The sequence below is a fragment of the Ensifer sp. ENS11 genome (genome assembly GCF_014851895.1).
GTDB classification, from domain to species: Bacteria; Pseudomonadota; Alphaproteobacteria; order Rhizobiales; family Rhizobiaceae; genus Ensifer; species Ensifer canadensis.
The window spans coordinates 182,211-202,904 of record NZ_JACVAN010000002.1 but is presented as its reverse complement, the minus strand read 5'-3'; the positions used below and the strand labels follow the sequence as shown (position 1 = coordinate 202,904).

The 20,694-nt window shown below is 61.3% G+C and carries 21 protein-coding genes; 13 read left to right on the top strand and 8 right to left on the bottom strand.

Going from position 1 to position 20,694, the window contains the following annotated elements:
* The first annotated feature begins 269 nt into the window (after positions 1 to 269).
* A complete protein-coding gene (parC, locus tag IB264_RS05070; protein ID WP_025426511.1) occupies positions 270 to 2,546 on the top strand; it encodes a DNA topoisomerase IV subunit A in 2,277 nt (758 codons plus the stop codon).
* A gap of 145 nt (positions 2,547 to 2,691) precedes the next feature.
* A complete protein-coding gene (locus IB264_RS05065; RefSeq protein WP_371412276.1) occupies positions 2,692 to 3,021 on the top strand; it encodes a helix-turn-helix domain-containing protein in 330 nt (109 codons plus the stop codon).
* A gap of 50 nt (positions 3,022 to 3,071) precedes the next feature.
* Here the strand turns inward: IB264_RS05065 and IB264_RS05060 are convergent, their stop codons facing one another.
* The 4 genes from IB264_RS05060 to hemB form a co-directional block, all read right to left on the bottom strand.
* A complete protein-coding gene (locus IB264_RS05060) occupies positions 3,072 to 3,968 on the bottom strand; it encodes a DMT family transporter (protein WP_025426513.1) in 897 nt (298 codons plus the stop codon).
* A gap of 3 nt (positions 3,969 to 3,971) precedes the next feature.
* Positions 3,972 to 4,760 carry an arginyltransferase gene (locus tag IB264_RS05055; protein ID WP_025426514.1) on the bottom strand — a complete coding sequence of 263 codons (789 nt, stop codon included), beginning with the start codon at positions 4,758 to 4,760 and terminating at the stop codon, positions 3,972 to 3,974.
* Positions 4,761 to 4,894: 134 nt separating this feature from the next.
* Positions 4,895 to 5,359 (bottom strand): RDD family protein, encoded by a 465-nt coding sequence (locus IB264_RS05050; RefSeq protein ID WP_025426515.1) that lies wholly within the window; start codon positions 5,357 to 5,359, stop codon positions 4,895 to 4,897.
* Positions 5,360 to 5,462: 103 nt separating this feature from the next.
* The gene (hemB, locus tag IB264_RS05045) at positions 5,463 to 6,479 is read right to left on the bottom strand and encodes a porphobilinogen synthase (RefSeq protein WP_025426516.1); all 1,017 of its coding nucleotides are present in this window, start codon (positions 6,477 to 6,479) and stop codon (positions 5,463 to 5,465) included.
* 183 nt (positions 6,480 to 6,662) lie between these two features.
* Here hemB and IB264_RS05040 point away from each other — a divergent pair, with 183 nt between their 5' ends.
* From IB264_RS05040 to IB264_RS05010, 7 genes are all read left to right on the top strand, one after another.
* The gene (locus IB264_RS05040; RefSeq protein WP_025426517.1) at positions 6,663 to 7,100 is read left to right on the top strand and encodes a DUF6163 family protein; all 438 of its coding nucleotides are present in this window, start codon (positions 6,663 to 6,665) and stop codon (positions 7,098 to 7,100) included.
* A 130-nt stretch (positions 7,101 to 7,230) separates the two neighbouring features.
* A complete protein-coding gene (gene ldtR / locus IB264_RS05035; protein WP_025426518.1) occupies positions 7,231 to 7,743 on the top strand; it encodes a transcriptional regulator LdtR in 513 nt (170 codons plus the stop codon).
* A gap of 389 nt (positions 7,744 to 8,132) precedes the next feature.
* Complete coding sequence (locus tag IB264_RS05030) at positions 8,133 to 9,458, top strand: murein L,D-transpeptidase (protein ID WP_025426519.1); 1,326 nt, start codon at positions 8,133 to 8,135, stop codon at positions 9,456 to 9,458.
* Between the two features lie 183 nt (positions 9,459 to 9,641).
* Entirely contained in the window at positions 9,642 to 10,937 is a 1,296-nt protein-coding gene (glyA, locus tag IB264_RS05025; RefSeq protein WP_025426520.1) for a serine hydroxymethyltransferase, read from the top strand.
* A gap of 10 nt (positions 10,938 to 10,947) precedes the next feature.
* Entirely contained in the window at positions 10,948 to 11,421 is a 474-nt protein-coding gene (nrdR, locus tag IB264_RS05020) for a transcriptional regulator NrdR (RefSeq protein ID WP_003529310.1), read from the top strand.
* A gap of 18 nt (positions 11,422 to 11,439) precedes the next feature.
* Positions 11,440 to 12,549, top strand: coding sequence for a bifunctional diaminohydroxyphosphoribosylaminopyrimidine deaminase/5-amino-6-(5-phosphoribosylamino)uracil reductase RibD (ribD, locus tag IB264_RS05015; RefSeq protein WP_025426521.1), 1,110 nt, complete (start codon positions 11,440 to 11,442; stop codon positions 12,547 to 12,549).
* Positions 12,549 to 13,169: a riboflavin synthase gene (locus IB264_RS05010; RefSeq protein WP_025426522.1), complete on the top strand. Its 621-nt coding sequence runs from the start codon at positions 12,549 to 12,551 to the stop codon at positions 13,167 to 13,169. Before ribD ends, IB264_RS05010 begins: the two co-directional genes overlap by 1 nt.
* Positions 13,170 to 13,252: 83 nt before the next feature.
* Here the strand turns inward: IB264_RS05010 and IB264_RS05005 are convergent, their stop codons facing one another.
* The 4 genes from IB264_RS05005 to IB264_RS04990 all read right to left on the bottom strand — a co-directional run bounded on the left by IB264_RS05005 (position 13,253) and on the right by IB264_RS04990 (position 15,857).
* Complete coding sequence (locus tag IB264_RS05005; protein ID WP_025426523.1) at positions 13,253 to 13,603, bottom strand: hypothetical protein; 351 nt, start codon at positions 13,601 to 13,603, stop codon at positions 13,253 to 13,255.
* Positions 13,604 to 13,859: 256 nt separating this feature from the next.
* Positions 13,860 to 14,438, bottom strand: a complete 579-nt coding sequence (locus tag IB264_RS05000) for a GNAT family N-acetyltransferase (protein WP_025426524.1) — start codon at positions 14,436 to 14,438, stop codon at positions 13,860 to 13,862.
* Positions 14,439 to 14,471: 33 nt separating this feature from the next.
* A complete protein-coding gene (locus IB264_RS04995; protein WP_025426525.1) occupies positions 14,472 to 14,972 on the bottom strand; it encodes a cupin domain-containing protein in 501 nt (166 codons plus the stop codon).
* 171 nt (positions 14,973 to 15,143) lie between these two features.
* The gene (locus tag IB264_RS04990; protein WP_057211439.1) at positions 15,144 to 15,857 is read right to left on the bottom strand and encodes an HAD family phosphatase; all 714 of its coding nucleotides are present in this window, start codon (positions 15,855 to 15,857) and stop codon (positions 15,144 to 15,146) included.
* Between the two features lie 278 nt (positions 15,858 to 16,135).
* Between IB264_RS04990 and ribH the strand changes: the two genes are divergently transcribed.
* The 4 genes from ribH (at position 16,136) to IB264_RS04970 (ending at position 20,648) form a co-directional block, all read left to right on the top strand.
* Positions 16,136 to 16,597 carry a 6,7-dimethyl-8-ribityllumazine synthase gene (gene ribH, locus IB264_RS04985; protein WP_025426527.1) on the top strand — a complete coding sequence of 154 codons (462 nt, stop codon included), beginning with the start codon at positions 16,136 to 16,138 and terminating at the stop codon, positions 16,595 to 16,597.
* Positions 16,594 to 17,076, top strand: a complete 483-nt coding sequence (gene nusB, locus IB264_RS04980; protein WP_025426528.1) for a transcription antitermination factor NusB — start codon at positions 16,594 to 16,596, stop codon at positions 17,074 to 17,076. Before ribH ends, nusB begins: the two co-directional genes overlap by 4 nt.
* A 31-nt stretch (positions 17,077 to 17,107) precedes the next feature.
* Positions 17,108 to 18,313, top strand: coding sequence for an MFS transporter (locus tag IB264_RS04975; protein WP_038576864.1), 1,206 nt, complete (start codon positions 17,108 to 17,110; stop codon positions 18,311 to 18,313).
* Positions 18,314 to 18,512: 199 nt separating this feature from the next.
* Entirely contained in the window at positions 18,513 to 20,648 is a 2,136-nt protein-coding gene (locus tag IB264_RS04970) for a sodium-translocating pyrophosphatase (RefSeq protein ID WP_025426530.1), read from the top strand.
* Positions 20,649 to 20,694 lie beyond the last annotated feature (46 nt).

The window sequence follows — 20,694 nt, the reverse complement described above, 5'->3', positions numbered from 1 at the left end:
TCATCCAAATCAACAGCAGCCGAACCTAATACGAAACAGGGCGAAATTATATTCGCTTGATGAAATCACACAGCTTCCGCGCCCGGATGCTTTCCAGGGCGTTACTGGTGGCGATCGCTCATCCATGGCATAACCGTCTAAGCGTTGCATGAACATTGCAGCGCCCGGTCTGCGCCGTTCAATAGCGCGCCGGCGGCGACTTGTGGTTCTCCACAGCGCGATCCCCTGAAATCCTTGATGTTCCGGGTTTGTTGCGCTAGCAAGAACATATGGGACAAAGCCTTACTCCCCCGTCTGGCGGGGATGATCATATTCAGCCGGTTGACCTGAAGGCGGCGCTGGAAGAGCGTTACCTCGCCTATGCCTTGTCGACCATCATGCATCGCGCGCTTCCTGATGTCCGCGACGGCTTGAAGCCGGTGCATCGACGCATCGTTCATGCCATGAGCGAGATGGGGCTCAGGCCGAACACCTCGTTCAAGAAATGCGCCCGCATCGTCGGCGACGTCATGGGTAAGTTCCACCCCCATGGCGACGCCTCGATCTACGACGCACTGGTGCGCCTGTCCCAGGAATTCGCGATCCGGTATCCGCTGGTGGACGGGCAGGGCAACTTCGGCAATATCGACGGCGATAACGCCGCTGCCATGCGTTACACCGAAGCGAAGATGACCGACGTCGCCTCGCTTCTGCTTGAGGGCATCGATCAGGACGCGGTGGATTTTCGTCCCACCTACAACGAGGAAGACCAGGAGCCGGCGGTGCTTCCCGGCGCCTTCCCGAACCTGCTTGCCAATGGTGCGACCGGCATTGCCGTCGGCATGGCGACATCGATCCCGCCGCACAACGCCCATGAACTGTGCGACGCAGCGCTGCATCTGATCCGCCATCCCGAGGCGACCGTCGAGGATCTGCTCTACGATCCTGCCAATCCGCAGCGGGGCGGGATCGAAGGGCCGGATTTCCCGACCGGCGGCATCATCGTCGAAAGCCGTGCGAGCATGGCGGAGTCCTATCGCACCGGTCGCGGTGGCTTTCGCGTGCGGGCGCGCTGGGTTTCGGAAGAGCTCGGTCGCGGCGGCTACCAGATCGTCATCACCGAGATCCCCTATCAGGTCCAGAAGTCGCGGCTGATCGAGAAGATCGCCGAACTGCTCGTTGCGCGCAAACTGCCGCTGCTGGAGGATATCCGGGACGAATCGGCGGAAGATATCCGCATTGTGCTGGTGCCGAAGAGCCGTTCCGTCGATGCCGGCATCCTGATGGAATCGCTCTTCAAGCTGACAGAGCTTGAAAGCCGCATCCCGCTCAACATGAACGTGCTGTCGATGGGACGCGTGCCGCGCGTCATGGCGCTCAACGAAGTGTTGACGGAGTGGCTTGCTCACCGCCGCGACGTCCTGCAGCGTCGTTCGCGCCACCGCCTGGCTGCGATCGAGCGGCGCCTCGAGATTCTTGGCGGTTATCTCGTCGCCTATCTCAATATCGACGAGGTTATTCGCATCATCCGCGAGGAGGATGAGCCGAAGGCCGTGATGATGGAGCGGTTTTCGCTCACCGACCTCCAGGCCGAGTCGATCCTCAACATGCGGCTGCGCTCTTTGCGCAAGCTGGAAGAATTCGAGATTCGCACGGAGTTCGACGCGTTGTCGAACGAAAAGGCCGAGATCGAGGCGCTGCTCGCTTCCGAGGAGAAGCAGTGGCAGACTGTCGCCTGGGAAATCGGCGAGGTGAAGAAAAAGTTTGCCAAGGCGACCGAGATCGGCAAGCGGCGCAGCACCTTTGCGGATGCGCCGGACGCCGACATCGAAGCCATCCAGCAGGCGATGATCGAGAAGGAACCGATCACCGTCGTCATCTCTGAAAAGGGCTGGATCAGGGCGCTGAAGGGCCACATCTCCGATACCTCGACGTTGCAATTCAAGGAGGGGGATGCGCTCAAGGTGGCGTTCCCAGCGCAGACGACCGACAAGATCCTCGTCTTCACCACGGGCGGCAAGGTTTATACGCTCGGCGGCGACAAGCTGCCCGGCGGTCGCGGTCATGGCGAACCCTTGCGCATCATCGTCGATATGGAAAATGACCAGGACGTGCTGACGGCATTCGTGCACGACCCGGCGAGAAAGCTCATCGTGGCCTCTGTTGCCGGTAACGGCTTTGTCGTGACGGAAAGCGATATCGTCGCCAATACCCGCAAGGGCAAGCAGGTGATGAATGTCGCCAACAACGATGAGGCGAAGTTGGTTGTTTCCGTCAAGGGCGACCATGTCGCCGTTGTCGGCGAAAACCGCAAGATGCTCGTTTTCCCGCTGGCGCAGATTCCGGAAATGGCGCGGGGCAAGGGCGTCCGGCTGCAGCGCTACAAGGATGGCGGCATCTCCGATATCCGCTGCTTTGCAATCGCAGACGGCCTCGTCTGGGAAGACAGCGCCGGCCGCGTCTTCACCAAGGGCAAGGACGAACTGATTGAGTGGCTGGCCGATCGCGCCTCTGCCGGTCGCGTCGTGCCCAAGGGCTTCCCGCGCAGCGGCAAGTTCAGCGGCTGATCCATCGCTGCCTGCGCGGCTTGGCTGCGCAGGCCGATACCCATCTGCTTCTAAAGCAATCTGAAATTTAGTAGAATGCCCCGTTTTCGGCGCTTGAAAGCAACGTGCGGTCGTGGATCAATAATCGTCCAACAGGATGAAGACCATGCCAAATTCTGCTGCCCTTGACGACATTCTGCTCGCACTCGCGAATCCGGTTCGCCGGCGGATATTCGAGATATTGCTCGGCGGAGAAACGCGGGTTGTCGAGGTGGCCGCCGCCGTCGCCGTGACGCCGGATGCACTCGAGCAGCACCTGCGCATCCTTGAGGAAGCCAGCCTGGTTTCGCGTCTACCTGCCCGTGATGGCGAGGCCGTGTGCGGCAATCCCGCACCTCTTGATGTCGCTGCCGCCTGGATCGACATGAACCGTGCGCTTTGGTCGATGCACAGCCAAGTGGCGTACTCTTTGGAGGGCGGTAGAACGTCAGCCTGACGAACCTTCGCTGACAATCGTTATTTCGCCGCCTTGCGGACGGCCGCTACCTATTCGGGGCAGGGCAGAGCCGCGCGGACGGGGCGGCTGCGCATCTGCCAGAGAGAGTGGCCGATAAGCGCAAGGATAAGGACGGCGCCGCCGGCAAGCGTCTGCGTCGTCGGGCTTTCGGCGAAGACAAGCCAGACCCAGATCGGTGCCAGGATGGTTTCGAGCAGATAGAACATACCCACTTCCGGTGCCGACAGGAACCGCGGCCCTGTTGCCAGACAGAAGAAGGCAAGCGGGATCATCACCAGGCCGTTGAACAGGATGTATTGCGGAGCCGCGATCGCGAAGCCGCCGGCAGGCAAGAGCAGAAGCGCGACTGCGGCCGGAAAGATGGCGGTCACCAGCGGCACCAAAGCCATGTCGCGGCCGCTTGCCCGGCTGATGGTGATGGCGCTGGCGAGCAGGAAGGCGGAACTTGCCGCCATCGCGTCGCCGAAGATATGGCCACTTTCAAGCCCGTCCTGCACGATCAGCCCCACGCCGATCACCATGGCTGCCATCGTCACGAGCGTTGCGTTGGAAGGGCGTTCCTTCAGGAAGATCCAGGAAAGCAGTGCCGCGAACATCGACGTGAAGGCAAGAATGAAGACGACGTTTGCCGTTGACGTGTTGAAGACGGCCAGCAGGAACGTGCACGAGTTGATGCCGTAAAACAGACCGACGACCAGCCCGGTCTTGCCCGGAATGAGTGAGATCTTGCGGCGAAGCAGCCGATTGAGCACGAACCATGCCAGGAGGCCGATGAAGAAAGTCGAAAGGCTGCGCACCGCGAGCAGCGACCAGACCTCGCCGCCGGCGGATCGGATGAGCGGAATGTCGAAGGAGAGAGCAAGGCCGCCAAGGCCGGTGATCGCAAGTCCGCGCCGGTGCAGCGCGGCATCAGTGGAAGGGTTCAATTTTCAATCCGTTTCCGTCGAGGGCATTTCTGAAGGAGCGTCAGGACCATCGTAGCGCTCCCAGCCGCGCGGCATAAGATGCTCCTGCGGCAAAAATTTCGTCTTGTATCCCATCTTGCGCGACCCCTTGACCCAATAGCCGAGATAGACATGCGGGAGGCCGCGCTCCTTGGCGCGCCGGATATGATCGAGAATCATGAAGGTGCCGAGCGAGCGCTCCTCATGCGCAGGGTCGAAGAAGGAATAGACCATCGAAAGCCCGTCACCCATGCGGTCGGTCAGCGCTGTCGCGATCAGCGGTCCGCGCGCTCTCTCGCTGATGCCGTCGCCTTCGGTCCTTAAGCGATACTCGATGATCTTGGTGTGCACATGGGTGTCTTCGACCATCATCGCATAGTCGAGAACCGACATGTCGGACATGCCACCCTTCTGGTGTCGTCGGTCGAGATAGCGGCGGAAGAGGTTGTACTGTTCGCTCGACGGCTCGGCCGGATATTCCGATGAGATCACGTCGCTGTTGGTCGCGAGCACGCGGCGCATCGACCGGCTCGGCGAAAATTCGTTGGCGAGAATTCGAACGGAAATGCAGGCGCGACAGGTTTCGCAGGCGGGCCGATAGGCGATGTTCTGCGAGCGGCGGAAGCCGCCCTGGGTCAGGAGGTCGTTGAGCTCCGGTGCGCGCTCGCCCACCATGTGGGTAAACACCTTTCGCTCCATCTCATTCGGCAGATAAGGGCAGGCTGCCGGTGCAGTGAGATAGAATTGCGGAGACGGTGTGGTCTGTGTGTTCATCGAGTGCGGCGGTCACTCTTCGCGCGGTTGTTCATGACAGTAGCATGGCGGAAGAATGGAAAACGTCAACTCACACGTTTGGGGCGGTCGCCCCTTGCGCGCGGATTGTTCGTCGTCGATTGCTTCGGCAGGGTTCAGTAGGTGTCGCGACGGACCGTTACGGTGCCAATCAGCAGATCGTGCAGCAGGCGGCTGCGATCTGTAAACAGTCCGATCAGCAGAATCAGCGGCGTCAACAGCGCGTTGGCGATCCAGAAGATGACGAGATGCACGATCGCCGTCAGGAAGTCCATTGGTCGTCCGTCAGTGCGCGCAATCGCCAGTCCCATCATCCGCATGCCGGGCGATGCCTGCTCGCGGCCGCCCACGGTCACGCCAAAATAGAGCATCGCTACCAGCGCAAAAAGCACGGGATAGAGCAGGAAGCCGAGGCCGAGCGTCAGGATGCCGAGGAAGAACACAACGACGGCGGCCGGGATCCACAAGAGCGCGATGATGACATAGTCGAGAATGAAGGCGAACACCCGCCGCGACAGCACACCCTGATAGGCGCGCCAGTCATTGCTCGGCAGCCGCAGTTCTTCGTTGTGCATCGTCATCTCTATAGGCCCCGCATAGTTGTAAGCTCGATATGGGTTGGCATTGCGTGCAAAACAAGGATTGCCCGCCACGCGCCGCCTGCAGTTTGCAAAGGTGAGGGCGTTACCGCCCCTTGGCCAGGATCCTTGCGACCTCGATGGCGAAGTAGCTGAGGATGCCGTCGCAGCCGGCGCGCTTGAAGGCGAGCAGCGTTTCGAGCATCACCTTCTCGCCGTCGATCCAGCCATTGGCGGCCGCCGCCTTGACTTGAGAGTATTCGCCCGACACCTGGTAGGCGAAAACCGGAAGGCCGAAGGCCTCCTTCATGCGCCAGCAGATGTCGAGGTAGGGCAGGCCGGGCTTGACCATCAGCATGTCGGCGCCTTCCTCGACGTCGAGTGCGGCGTCGCGGATCGCCTCGGTGCCGTTGGCCGGGTCGATATAATAGGTCTTCTTGTCGCCCTTGAGCAGACCGCCGGTGCCGATCGCCTCGCGATAGGGACCGTAGAAGCCGGAAGCGAATTTCGTCGCATAGGCCATGATGCCGACATTCTGGTGGCCCGCCGCGTCGAGCGCCTGGCGGATCGCACCGATGCGACCGTCCATCATGTCGGAAGGCGCGATGATATCGGCGCCGGCGTCGGCCTGGCCGACAGCGGCCCTGGCGATCGTCTCCACCGTCTCGTCGTTGACGATTTCGCCATCGCGCAGGATGCCGTCGTGGCCGTGGCTGGTGAACGGGTCGAGCGCCACGTCGGTTATGACGCCGATCTCGGGCACGGCCTTCTTGAAGGCGCGCGTCGCCTGGTTGATGAGATTGTCGGCGGCAAGGCTGTTGGAGCCGGTCTCGTCGCGCAGCGACAGATCTATATTGGGAAAGGTGGCGATTGCCGGGATGCCGAGATCGGCGGCTTCTTTCACCGCTTCCACCGCCGTGTCGATGCTCATGCGGTTGACGCCAGGCATGGCATCGATCGGCTGCACGATGTTGCTGCCCGGCACGATGAAGATCGGCCAGATCAGGTCGTCGACCGTCAGGCGGTTTTCCTGCACCAGCCGGCGCGTCCAATCGGCCTTGCGGTTGCGGCGCATGCGGCGGTGTCCGGTAATCCTGTCCACAAGATTCGTCCTGTCGTTCATCGCGCCGCGCCTTTCCTTGGAAACTGTGAGGTGGCATGCGCTTTATCATGTGGGGGCCACGCTTGGAAACCGCGCCGCGCACGACCGGCCTGCGGCATTTCTTCCCCGTCGCCAATCGACAAAGGGGGGGAGGGGCTTCCTTCGTGCTGGCGGATGGCGTCGACCCGCCCTATCTTGCCGCCCATGCTTCATGATTCTGCCCATGTGCCGAAACCATCGCTGACCGAGATCCTTTTCGGTCTGTTCCTGCGGCTGGTGTCGGCCTCGTGCTTCTGGTTCGCGCTGAACTATTGGGCCATGCTGATCGGCTTCTCCCATGGCGGTGCCGGCCGTTTCGATCTATTGACGCCGGAGTGGCGGGCAGCGGCTACCGCGCTTGCCGTGGTCTACCCCGTGGCTGCCCTCGGGCTGTGGCTGCTGGTCTCCTGGGGACCGGTGGTCTGGGTGGTAGCGGCAGCGATCGAAATCGCGATGTACGAGTTCTATCCCGTCAGTTTCGGCGCCCGTCCGTTGCTGATTGCGCTGCACGGGGCCGTCGCCGTTACCTTCATCCTTTTCAGGGCCGCGCTGTTCTATCAACGCTACCGGCAGGCGAGACAGGTAAGAGTTGATTCACCCTGAGACAGACTCGCCGAATGGTAAGCTCATGTTAAGGCTGCGGTTTAAGTAGAATTTTAGACGTATTCGATAGGGTCTCACTCAAGGCGGGAAGACAAACAGACACCGCCAAACAAAACAGTGAGGCAGTCAAATGAACACGAAGATGAAGCCGCAGGTCGCTGCGCCCCGAGACCCTCAGGAAGAAACCATCCGCGGTCTCTACATGGAATCCCTCCACCTCGTCGAGCGTCTGCACCGCCGTCTGCTCGACGTTATCAAGGACGAGTTCGACCGTCAGGGTCGCGACGATGTCAACGCCGTCCAGGCTCTGTTGCTGTTCAACATCGGCAACTCCGAGCTGACCGCCGGCGAGCTTCGCTCCCGCGGCTACTACCTCGGCTCGAACGTCTCCTACAACGTCAAGAAGCTCGTCGACCTCGGTCTCATCAACCACCAGCGCTCACGGGTCGACCGTCGTTCGGTCCGCATCAGCCTGACGGAAGACGGTCAGGAAATCGCCGAAACCGTCGCCAAGCTCTACGAGCGTCACATCGGCTCGATCCAGAAGGTTGGCGGCATCGGTTCAGATGAGTTCACCCAGATGAACAAGCTGCTGCAGCGCCTCGATCGCTTCTGGAACGACTCGATCATGTACCGCCTGTAATCGGCGTCGCTTACCTCCAGTTCAATGGCCGGACGCAATCCTTGCGTGTCCGGCCTTTGCCGTTTTTCGGTCCCGGCGATGTTGCCGAAAGGCCGCAGTGGGCCCAAGCAAGAGGCGTGCCACATGCCTTCGGCCGCCGCCCGAGACACGAATTGGCCATATTGGTGTGACAGCGACGAGAGCATGCGGTAGGTGCGCCCACGTGTTTTCATCGATGTGGTTTCGTTTCGCGTACGCCTGCCGGATGAGGGACCTCGCTCGCGGTATCGTGAAATGCGAGGGCAGGGTGGCTCGTTGGTTGACCTTTGTTAACCACGATCGTGTTAGGGCTCCGGCAACATGCGTGCCTGCGCATAGGGCGCGTGCCAACGCATTGGGATGGTAGGAATATGTCGAAAAAGAATGGAATTGATGCATTCTCGCGCCGTGCATTTCTGCGCTCGGCCGCAACCTTCGGTGCCGTCGCTTGCGCGGGAGCCGCGGGCGCACAGGACGCCCTGAACGAGATCATCAATTCGCCACGCCGCGGCTCCTGGGACGACCAGTACGACGCCAAGGCATCGCGCACGGCGACCACGGTCGTGTCCAATACGCCGGTCTTCGGCCCGGAGACGATCAGCCATGTCCAGCAGGCGATCTTCGACTATCAGAACATCGTTTCGTCAGGCGGTTGGCCGATGGTGGCAACCAGCCTCAAGCTCGAGATCGGCGTTACCGATCCTTCGGTGCAGCAACTGCGCCAGCGCCTGATGGTTTCCGGCGACCTGCCGCGTTCGGCCGGCATTTCGTCGCAGTTCGATTCCTACGTCGACGGCGCCGTAAAGCGCTTCCAGGCCCGCCACGGCCTCCCGGCGGACGGCGTCATTGGCGAATACACGCTGAAGGCCATCAACGTTCCGGCGACCACCCGTCTCGGCCAGTTGCAGACCAATCTCGTGCGCCTGCAGTCGATGTCCGGTGACCTCGGCCGCCGCTACGTGATGGTCAACATCCCGGCTGCCTACATCGAAGCTGTGGAGAACGGCCGCGTCGCGCTGCGCCACACCGCCATCGTCGGCAAGATCGACCGCCAGTCGCCGATCCTCAATTCCAAGATCTACGAGGTCATTCTCAACCCCTATTGGACCGCGCCGCGCTCGATCATCCAGAAGGATATCATGCCGCTGATGCGCAAGGATCCGACCTACCTGAAGCGCAATGCCATCCGCCTGTTCGATGGCAGCGGTGGCGAAGTGTCGCCAGAAACGGTCGACTGGAATGCCGAGAAGGCGCCGAACCTGATGTTCCGTCAGGATCCGGGCAAGATCAACGCGATGTCGTCGACGAAGATCAACTTCCACAACGAGCATCAGGTCTACATGCACGATACGCCGCAGCAGGGCCTGTTCAACAAGCTGATGCGTTTCGAATCGTCCGGCTGCGTTCGCGTCCAGAACGTTCGCGACCTTTCGAGCTGGCTGTTGAAGGAAACACCCGGCTGGTCGCGCCAGCAGATGGAAGCCACGATCAAGACCGGCGTCAACACTCCGATCACGTTGGCCGAAGAAGTTCCGGTCTTTTTCACCTACATCACCGCCTGGTCGGCGACAGATGGCGTCGTCCAGTTCCGCGACGACATCTATCAGCGCGATGGCGCGACAGAACTTGCACTGCAGACGCCCTATGGCGTCGAGCAGTCCTCCGGCTCGGTCGAGCAGGACGCTCTGCCGCAATAAGCAAAGTCGGGACAATAATTTGAAAAAGCCGCGCTTGCCTTGGCAGTGCGGCTTTTTCGTTGGTCCATGGCTGCGATGTTTAGGCGCGGCAGATGGGGGAAATGACGCAAACCGCACAGCGGATATTGCTCTCGCCGTGCGAGGAAGCTAAAGAACTGCCACCTTTGAGAGGAGCCTCGCCCGATGCTTGCACAGAACAATGATGCCTTCTTCACCCGCTCTCTCGCCGACAGCGATCCGGAAATCTTCGGTGCGATCGAAAAGGAGCTGGGTCGCCAGCGCCACGAGATCGAACTGATCGCCTCCGAGAACATCGTTTCGCGCGCCGTGCTCGAGGCCCAGGGCTCGATCATGACCAACAAATATGCCGAGGGCTATCCGGGCAAGCGCTATTACGGCGGCTGCCAGTTCGTTGATATCGCCGAGGAATTGGCGATCGAGCGTGCCAAGAAGCTCTTCGGTGCCAAGTTCGTCAACGTGCAGCCGAACTCCGGCTCGCAGATGAATCAGGCCGTGTTCCTGGCACTCCTGCAGCCAGGCGACACCTTCATGGGTCTCGACCTCAATTCGGGCGGTCACCTGACGCACGGCTCGCCGGTCAACATGTCCGGCAAGTGGTTCAACGTGGTTTCCTACGGCGTTCGCGAGAGCGATCACCTGCTTGACATGGACGCCGTCGCCGAGAAAGCGCGCCAGCATAAGCCGAAGCTGATCATCGCCGGCGGCACCGCCTATTCCCGCATCTGGGACTGGAAGCGTTTCCGCGAGATCGCCGACGAAATCGGCGCCTATCTGATGGTCGACATGGCGCACATTGCCGGCCTCGTTGCCGGTGACCAGCATCCGTCGCCGGTTCCGCATTGCCACGTTGCAACGACGACCACACACAAGTCGCTGCGCGGCCCGCGCGGTGGCATGATCCTGACCAATGACGAGGATATCGCCAAGAAGATCAACTCGGCGGTCTTCCCGGGTCTCCAGGGTGGCCCGCTGATGCACGTCATCGCCGCCAAGGCCGTTGCCTTCGGCGAAGCGCTGCAGCCGTCCTTCAAGGACTATGCGGCCCAGGTCGTCAACAACGCCCGCACGCTTGCAGAGACGCTCAAGGCGAACGGCCTCGACATCGTTTCCGGCGGCACCGACAACCACCTGATGTTGGTTGACCTGCGCAAGAAGAACGCGACCGGCAAGCGCGCCGAGGCAGCCCTTGGCCGCGCCTATGTCACCTGCAACAAGAACGGCATCCCGTTCGATCCCGAAAAGCCGTTCGTCACGTCGGGTGTCCGTCTCGGCACTCCGGCCGGCACGACGCGTGGCTTCAAGGAAGCCGAATTCAAGGAAATCGGTGAACTGATCGTCGAAGTGCTCGACGGCCTCAAGGTCGCCAACTCCGACGAAGGCAATGCTGCCGTCGAAGCGGGTGTGCGCGAGAAGGTGATGAAGCTCACCGAACGCTTCCCGATGTACGGCTACATGTGATCGGCTCATCATGCGCTGCCCCTATTGCGGTTCCGAAGACAGCCAGGTGAAGGACAGCCGTCCGGCAGAGGACGGCAACGCCATTCGTCGTCGCCGTATCTGCCCGGATTGCGGTGGTCGCTTCACGACCTTCGAACGGGTGCAGCTGCGTGAGCTGATGATCATCAAGAAGACCGGTCGGAAGGTGCCTTTCGACCGGGACAAACTACTGCGGTCTTTCGAGATCGCACTGAGAAAGCGCCCTGTAGATCGCGACCGCATCGAGCGGGCAGTTTCCGGCATCGTGCGACGGCTCGAAAGCTCCGGCGAGACCGAGATCCCTTCGGAAGAGATCGGCCTGCAGGTGCTGGAAGCGCTGAAGAGCCTCGACGATGTCGCTTTCGTCCGCTACGCATCGGTCTATCGGGATTTCTCCCACGCCGAAGATTTCGAGAAGGTCATCGCCGAGATCAGCGCCAAGATTGCGCGCGACCCCGGCGAATAGGAAAGCGCCCGGATCGCCATGGCCAATCCCACCCGTGAGGACGAGAGGTTTATGGCGGCGGCGCTGCGGCTGGCACGCCATCATCTCGGACAGACATCCACAAACCCATCGGTCGCCTGCCTGATCGTGAAGGATGGCATTGTCGTCGGACGGGCGGTAACCGCCAGCAGCGGTCGTCCGCATGCGGAAGCCCAGGCGCTTGCCGAAGCCAGAGAACGGGCGCGGCGCGCGACCGCCTATGTCACCCTCGAACCGTGCTCGCATCACGGCAAGACGCCGCCCTGCGCCGATGCGCTTGTCGCCGCCGGCGTTGCCCGTGTCGTCATCTCGATCCTCGACCCCGATGAACGCGTTGCCGGCCGCGGCGTCGTGCGTTTGCGCGATGCTGGAATCACGGTCGATATCGGCCTACTGCCGGAGGAGGGGCATCGCGCGCTCGAAGCCTATCTCATGCGGCAGGTCAGCAAACGTCCGCATGTGACTCTCAAGCTTGCCATTTCTGCCGACGGCATGATCGGCCGCAAAGGGGCTGGACAGGTCCGTATTACCGGTCCGATTTCCAGGGCGCAGGTTCAGATCCTCAGGGCGCAAAGCGACGCGATCCTGGTGGGCATCGGTACGGCGACCGCCGACGATCCGGAATTGACCGTGCGTCTTCCCGGACTTGAAGACCGCTCGCCCGTCCGCATCGTTCTCGATCGACGCTTGGACCTTTCTCCCGGATCGAAGCTCGTGCGCTCAGCACGCGATGTCCCGCTGATTGTCGTCTCCGGCGAGCCGTCGGGGCAACCGGAACTGGAGCCGGCTGGCGACCGGGCTGGCCGCCGCGCGGCGTTGGAGGCCGCCGGTGTCGAGGTGCTGGAAACCGGATCGGTCGCCGATCTGCTGACAGCGCTCGGTTCTCGCGGCATTTCCTCGCTGCTCGTCGAGGGTGGTGCCGTTGCCGCTCGTGCTTTCCTGGAGAGTGGCCTCGTCGATCGCATCCAGATCTATACCGGTCCGCAACAGATTGGCGAAAACGGTATCGCGTCCCCATTTGATCGGAAGTCCGTTCCTGCCGGCTTCACGCTCGTCAATTCCGCACGATACGGCGACGACCTTTTCGAAGAATACGAAAGAGAGAACTGATGTTCACAGGCATTGTCACTGATATCGGTACCGTTGACGCCGTTACGCCGCTGAAGGAAGGCGTGAAGCTGCGCGTCGCCACCAATTACGATCCGAAGACCATCGACATGGGGGCGTCCATCGCCCATTCCGGCGTTTGCCTGACGGTCACGGCTTTGCCTGATGGTGGCAGCAACGAGCGCTGGTTCGAGGTCGAGGCATGGGAGGAGGCGTTGCGGCTGACGACCATAGCCGGCTGGAAGAAGGGCACACGCATCAATCTCGAGCGGTCACTGAAGATCGGCGATGAACTCGGCGGCCATCTCGTTTCCGGTCATATCGACGACAAGGCCGAGATTCTCTCGATCGAATCTGAAGGTGATGCTGTCCGGTTCCGGTTGCGTGCACCAGCGCATCTGGCCAAGTTCGTTGCGCCCAAGGGGTCCGTCGCACTGGACGGCACGTCGCTTACAGTCAACAAGGTCGATGGCGCCGAGTTCGACGTGCTGCTGATCCGGCATTCGCTTGAGGTGACGACCTGGGGCGAACGCCAGGCTGGCGATTTCGTCAATTTCGAAGTCGATACGATGGCGCGCTACGCCGCCCGCCTTGCGGAGTTTCCCGCGCCGAAGGCTGAATAGGCGATCGCAGCCGCCGAGACCCGACAAGGTGCACCACCTCGAATGTGGAGATGGTGCACCTTTTTAGGTTGACCGCGCGCGGTTCAACGCACGTATAGGGTGAGGCTTCCGTTGGCACTCTGCACAGCGCCCGCTATATTGCCCATTTCGACGTTCTTGGCCTTCAGCGCGGCGGCTAATCCAGCGTTGCTGTTGACCGCCGCTTGCAAGGCGGCGCGCTGTTCTGGCGTCGCATGCTCGATCCACATGCGTGTCTGATCTTGTTCGCTCAGCGTACCGACATCGACGATGGTGAAGTTGTCTCCCTTGAACTCTTGCACCGTCTTCTCGATTTCAGCCGGCCATTCCATTTTGGCGTCTTGAGCGTGGGGGATAGCTGCGAAGGCGAGGGAAGAGAAAGCAGCAATGATTGATAGCTTGGCAATGCGATTCATGGTCATGCTCCCTGGTTGTTTGCGGCGCAGTAACCGGTAACCTGATACCCGAACATATTACCCAGTGCGGGTTTCTGGCGGGCCTGCTGGGGATGCGCATGGCAGTCGCCAGCGGGCTGTATTACGGGTGACTTACCCGCAGCGAAATTTGTTGGACGTCGACTGATCAGGTGGTGTTGCCTAAGGTTATAATTCGCCTCCACCCGAGGCCCAGCAACCTTACTTGCGATCTAGGCGTTTGGCAATTCAGGATTGTTTACGTTGCCAAATTCGCAGGCATTTGCCCCAAATGGGCCGTGGCACCAGCAAGCGGTCGTTGCCGTTCAAACATGATCACATGGGTTCCGTGATAGGACGTGCGCCAGAATTCCTTAAAGCCATGCTTTTCTGCGACGCGGATCGAAGCATTGTTGCCGACATCGATGATGCAGGTCTTCCGCAACTTCGGAAACTGTCGGTCGGCCCATTCGAGCGCGGCGGTAACAGCCTCGGTTGCAAGCCCCTGGCCATGTGCCTTGGGCGAAAGCGCCCATCCGGTTTCCATGGTTCCTTCGAGCGATGGCGTGATCAGCCGATGAACGTCATGAAAACCCGCTTCTCCGAGAAAGGTGCCGGTCGCTCGATCCTGGATGGCGAAGAAGCCGAAGCCGAAATAGTGCCACATGCCGACCTGGCGCAGGAACCGCGTCCAGGACTGCTCTCGCGTGTAGGGAACGCCGCCGACGAAACGCGTTACCTCACTGTCGGCAAACAGGGCGGCATAGGCCGTGAAGTCGTCACGTCGATAGGGACGCAGGACCAGGCGTTCGGTCTCGATGATAGGAACACTGTGCATGTTTTATCCACTGCTATTGGTTTGGAAAGGGGATCAGATGCCGGGCTCGCCGTCCCAGTAGTCGACGGCACTTTCAGGCCTGCCGGTGAACTGGAACCGGCGTTCGCCGCCGGCCGTGCGCGTCCTGGCGTGAAACTTTCCGGAATCCGGGTATTCGCAGATCTCGGTTGCGGCCATCGTCGAGATGGAGAGATATTTGAGCGGCACGGTTCCGGTGTTGATCAGGTGGTGTGCCGTCTCGGGGCCGCCGGCAGGTGCGCCCAGGATGTCCCCAGGCCCGACAGCGTAGCGCTCGGCGCCGAACCGATAGGTGCCTTCGCCTTCGAGGATGACGAACAGTTCCTCTTCCACATGATGGTTGTGGAACGGGCAACCGGATTTGCCCGGTGGCACTTCGCCATAGCCGATGCCTAGGTCTTTCAGCCCCAGCCGGCCGCCGAAAGACGCGTCGCGTGACTCGAAAAACGTGCCTTCCGACCAATGGTCGAGGGCAAGATCCCTCGGGTTGATGATGGGTTTGTTGGTGTCCGCCATGTATTCCTCCCTGGCGCTATCGGCGTCGCACGGGGCGACCTTAGTGGCTCCTCCGTGTCGCGCTTGATTTTTGGTCTGCCGACAATCGGTCAGGTGTCCGGCGGCGGCCATTCGTTCTTACGGGAAAATTTGCATTCGAAACGTGAAGAAAGGCGCGTGGCAATTCTGTCTTCAGGCAGGGGCATGGGCGCCTCGCGAATGGTTGAGGAGCGCGTGGTGAACCTGGCCGAGGTGGGCGGCGACATTGACGCAAAGGCTGCGGATCTCTTCCGTTGCCGCCAGCAGATCCGGCACCATGATCGTCATCATGCCGGCCGATGATGCCGAGCGCACGCCGTTATGGCTGTCCTCAAGCGCAAGGCAAAGCTCGGGCGGGACATCGAGCCGCCGAGCAGCCGTCAGGAAAGGTTCGGGATGCGGCTTGCCCAGTTGGTAGTCGCCGTGAGCGACGACGACAGGGAAGCGGTCGAACAATCCATGAAGGCCGAGGTTTCGCTCGACATCGTGATGCTCTGACGATGTGGCGATCGCAAAGGGAATGCCGAGGTCTTCCAATAGGTCGATGAGTTCGACCACACCCGGCTTCAACCGCAGTTCGGTCGTTGTCAGGGTATGGAAGGTGGCGGACGCCTGCCGCCAAAACCCGTCGAGATCGAAGTCTGCTCCGAAATGTCTGCTGAGTGATTGTCGCGTCGCTTCGCCGGAAAGCCCTATGGTCGCGAGATAAAGCGACAGCGGCATGATCTGCCCGAGCGCCTGCGCAGTCGTAAGCATCGCGTCGCGATAGAGTGCCTCGGTATCGAAGAGCAGGCCGTCCATGTCGAAGACGACGGCCTGAGGCATACTGGGCAGACGAATAGATATCGACGGATCGACATCATGCATTAGGGACAACCTTCGCTCGACTTCCATTGTCCGGGCCGGCTTTCTCTCCGGCCAGGCGTTGTGTAAGGTTTGATTATTGTCATTGTCGGCAACGCCTGGCTACCCCCTCAAGCGTGACACAAGCGTACCGCCCCATCTGGAGCGGGCAGGGCGCTACCGGCGTGCGACGCGGCAAAAGGGCGCCGAGAGCGGAATTTGCTTGCCATTCGACGCCGGTCATGGTTTGACCGCCGCCTCAGCCGGTCGCACCGGCGCAGAAATCTCAAGACAGGTGACCCATGGCGAAGACCAAGGCTGCCCACATCCTGATTGTGGAAGCACGCTTCTATGACGATATGGCCGACGCGTTGCTCGATGGCGCCAAACATGCGCTGGATGCAGCCGGCGCGACCTATGATATCGTGACAGTTCCCGGCGCACTCGAAATCCCGCCGGCAATCGCCATGGCGCTCGATGGCGCGGACGACGGCGGCACGGGCTACGACGGCTTCGTCGCGCTCGGCATGGTCATTCGCGGCGAGACCTATCATTTCGATATCGTCGCGAACGAATCCTCGCGTGCGATCATGGACCTCGCCGTCAGCGAAAGCCTTGCCATCGGCAACGGCATCCTGACGGTCGAAAATGATGATCAGGCCTGGGCGCGGGCGCGCCGGTCGGAAGGCGACAAGGGCGGCTTTGCAGCGCGCGCTGCGTTGACGATGATTGAACTGAAGAACAAATTGGGCACGGAACAGTGACGAACACCCCCTCGGATCAGCCTTTGAAACAGGCTAACCAACGCGGCGCGGCGCGTCTCGCGGCCGTGCAGGCGCTCTACCAGATGGATATCGGCGGCACCGGCGTGCTCGAAGTCGTCGCTGAATACGAAATGCACCGCCTCGGCCAGGAACTGGACGGCGATACCTATCTGAAGGCTGATGCGTCCTGGTTCCGCTCGATCGTTGCAGGCGTCGTGCGCGATCAGCGCAAGCTCGACCCGCTGATCGGCTCGGCATTGCAGGACGACTGGGCGCTGTCGCGGCTCGATTCCACCGTTCGTGCCATCTTGCGCGCCGGGACATTCGAGATGCTGGAGCGCAAGGACGTGCCTGTTGCGGTGATCGTCACCGAATATGTCGAAATTGCCAAGGCTTTCTTCGGAGACGACGAGCCGAAGCTGGTGAACGCCGTTCTTGACCGAATTGCCCGGCAGGTTCGCGGCGAACCCAAGAAGTAGCGCGGCCATGGTTGCGGCTGCCGTCGATGATATGGGCTCTGCCCTTCGCGAAGCGCGCCGCAACGTTTTCCTTCTAACGGCGGCGCAGGCGATCCTTGGCGTCGTCGGCCCGATCTGTTTTGCCGTCGGCGGCGTTGCCGGCTATCAATTGCTGGCAGACGACAAGTCGCTGGCGACAGCACCTCTGACTGCCTACAACGTCGGCATGGCGCTCGGTGTCATTCTCGTGGCAACGCTCTCGCGCCTCATCGGCCGACGCTTCGCCTTCATGGTCGGCACCGGGATTGCGTCGGTAGGCGCCGCAATCGCCGCGGTTGCGCTGTTCCGCGAGAGCTTCTGGCTCTTTGCCTTCGGTCTTGCCATTCTCGGCTCCTCCAACGGGTTTACACAAAAGCTGCGCTTCGCGGCCGCCGATGCTGCGCCGTCCTTCTACAAACCGAAGGCGATATCGTGGATCCTGGGCGGCGGCATCGTTTCCGCGATTCTCGGCCCACAGATCGTCATTTTCGCCGGTGATCTCTTCGCGCCCGTTGCCTTTGTCGGGGCCTTCATCGCCTTGCTGCCGGTCTGCCTGCTGGCCGCATTCTTCTTCGCGCCATTGCGTCTGCCGGAGCAGGGGACCGTGGCTAGCGAGCATCATGGCCAGGCCGCCCGCTCGCTCAGTGAGATCGTTCGCAACCAACGCTTCATCACCGGCATGGTCTGCGGCATATCCAGCTACGCGCTGATGACATTCATGATGACCGGTGCACCGGTCGCCATGGTCGTCGGCTGCGGCTTTTCCACCGAGCTTGCCACGCTCGGCATCCAGTGGCACGTGCTCGCAATGTTTGCGCCCAGCTTCTTTACGGGGTGGCTGATCACACGCTTCGGCGCCGAGCGCATCGTCGCCTGCGGGCTGCTGCTGCTCATGGCCTGCGCGGCCGTCGCCCACATGGGTCTGGAACTCTGGAACTTCTGGGGCGCTCTGGTGCTTCTCGGTCTGGGCTGGAATTTCGGTTTCATCGGCTCGACCGCCATTGTTGCCGGCAGTTATCGCCCACAAGAGGCCGACAAGGTGCAGGCCTTCCACGACATCATCCTCTTTACCACCGTCGCGCTCTCGTCCTTTGCCTCTGGCAAGGTTCTCTCGGTCTATGGCTGGGATATGCTGAACGCCGTCGTCTGGCCGGTGACATCAGTCTGCCTTCTTCTGCTCTTCTTGCTGATGCGTACTCGTCCCAGCGTTGCGGCCTGAGCCACCGCTTTTCTCCAAAATCTTCCGTTCGCAAAGGTCCGCCGGTAGTTAGTTTTCCGGGGCTTGACGATCTTTCGTTGCAACCGCACTCTGGCCGCGCCGTGAGGGGTGCTGCTTGAGGAGGTGGTGCGTGATTCGCGGATTTGAGGGGCCTGCGGCCGGGAGTGAGTCCGCGGGTTGAAACGGAGGGTAATGCGAAATGACCATTTTGTTGGGCGTTATCGCATGCGGGTTGCTCGCGGTGGCTTATGCCATCTGGGCAACACGGTCGGTGCTTGCCGCCGACCAGGGGAACGCCCGCATGCAAGAAATCGCAGGCTACATTCGTGAGGGGGCGCAGGCCTATCTCACACGTCAGTACAGAACCATTGCCATCGTCGGCGTCGTCGTTTTCATCGGCGCCTGGGTTCTACTTTCTTCCGCAGCCGCGTTCGGCTTTCTCGTTGGGGCAGTGCTTTCGGGCGCTGCCGGTTTCATCGGCATGCACATTTCCGTTCGCGCAAACGTGCGCACCGCGCAGGCGGCTTCGGTCAGCCTCGCATCCGGCCTCGATATTGCCTTCAAATCCGGCGCGATCACCGGCCTTCTCGTCGCAGGCCTCGCCCTGCTCGGCGTATCGGTCTATTACCTCATCCTGACAGCAGGTCTGGGTCACGAGCCCGGTTCGCGTGAAGTGATCGACGCGCTGGTGGCGCTCGGCTTCGGCGCATCGCTGATCTCGATCTTTGCCCGTCTCGGCGGCGGCATCTTTACCAAGGGTGCTGATGTCGGCGGCGACCTCGTCGGTAAGGTGGAAGCCGGAATCCCGGAAGATGATCCGCGCAACCCTGCGACGATTGCCGACAACGTCGGCGATAATGTCGGCGACTGCGCGGGCATGGCGGCCGACCTGTTCGAAACCTACGCTGTCTCGGTGGTCGCAACCATGGTGCTGGCTTCAATCTTCTTTGCCGGCACGCCAGTGCTCTCGACCGTGATGGCTTACCCCCTGGCGATTTGCGCGACCTGCATCATCACCTCGATCATCGGCACCTTCTTCGTCAAGCTCGGCAGCAACAACTCGATCATGGGCGCTCTCTACCGCGGCCTGATCGTGACGGGTGCGCTGTCGATCGTCGGCCTGGGTGCGGCCACATCGCTGACGATCGGCTGGGGTTCGATCGGCACCGTCGCGGGCCAGGATATTACCGGCTGGAACCTGTTCCTGTGCGGTATCCTCGGCCTCGTGGTCACCGCATTAATCGTGGTCATCACCGAATACTACACTGGCACCAACAAGCGCCCGGTGAACTCCATCGCGCAGGCGTCGGTCACCGGTCACGGCACGAACGTCATCCAGGGCCTTGCAGTCTCGCTGGAATCGACGGCATTGCCGGCGATTGTCATTGTCGGGGGCATCATTTCGACCTACCAACTGGCCGGCCTGTTCGGCACCGGGATTGCCGTAACCGCGATGCTTGGCATTGCCGGTATGATCGTTGCACTCGACGCCTTCGGTCCGGTGACGGACAATGCGGGCGGCATCGCGGAGATGTCGCATCTGCCACCGGAAGTGCGCAAGTCTACCGACGCGCTCGATGCCGTCGGCAATACGACGAAGGCCGTAACCAAGGGCTATGCCATTGGCTCGGCCGGGCTCGGCGCGCTGGTTCTGTTTGCGGCCTACGCCAACGACCTCAGCTACTTTGCCGCCAATGGCGACAAATATCCGTACTTCGCTGATGTCGGTCAGATCTCCTTCGATCTCTCGAACCCCTATGTCGTTGCCGGACTGATCTTCGGCGGCCTCATTCCCTATCTCTTCGGCGGCATCGCGATGACGGCCGTCGGGCGTGCGGCAGGTTCGATCGTCGAGGAAGTGCGCCGCCAGTTCCGCGAAAAGCCGGGTATCATGGCCGGCACGGAAAAGCCGGACTATGGTCGCGCGGTCGACCTGCTCACCAAGGCGGCGATCCGCGAAATGATCGTTCCGTCGCTGCTGCCGGTTCTGGCGCCGCTCGTCGTCTATTTCGGCGTGCTGTTGCTGTCCGGCTCGAAGGCATCCGCTTTCGCGGCACTTGGCGCGTCGTTGCTTGGCGTGATCGTCAATGGCCTGTTCGTGGCGATCTCGATGACCTCGGGCGGCGGCGCCTGGGACAACGCCAAGAAGAGCTTTGAGGACGGTTTCGTCGACAAGAACGGCACTCGGCACCTCAAGGGCTCCGAAGCGCACAAGGCGTCGGTGACCGGTGATACTGTCGGCGATCCCTACAAGGATACGGCAGGCCCCGCGGTGAACCCGGCAATCAAGATCACCAACATCGTGGCGTTGCTGCTTCTGGCAGTCCTTGCCTGATCCTATCCCCAAAACGCAAAAGGCCCGCGGAACATCGTTCCGCGGG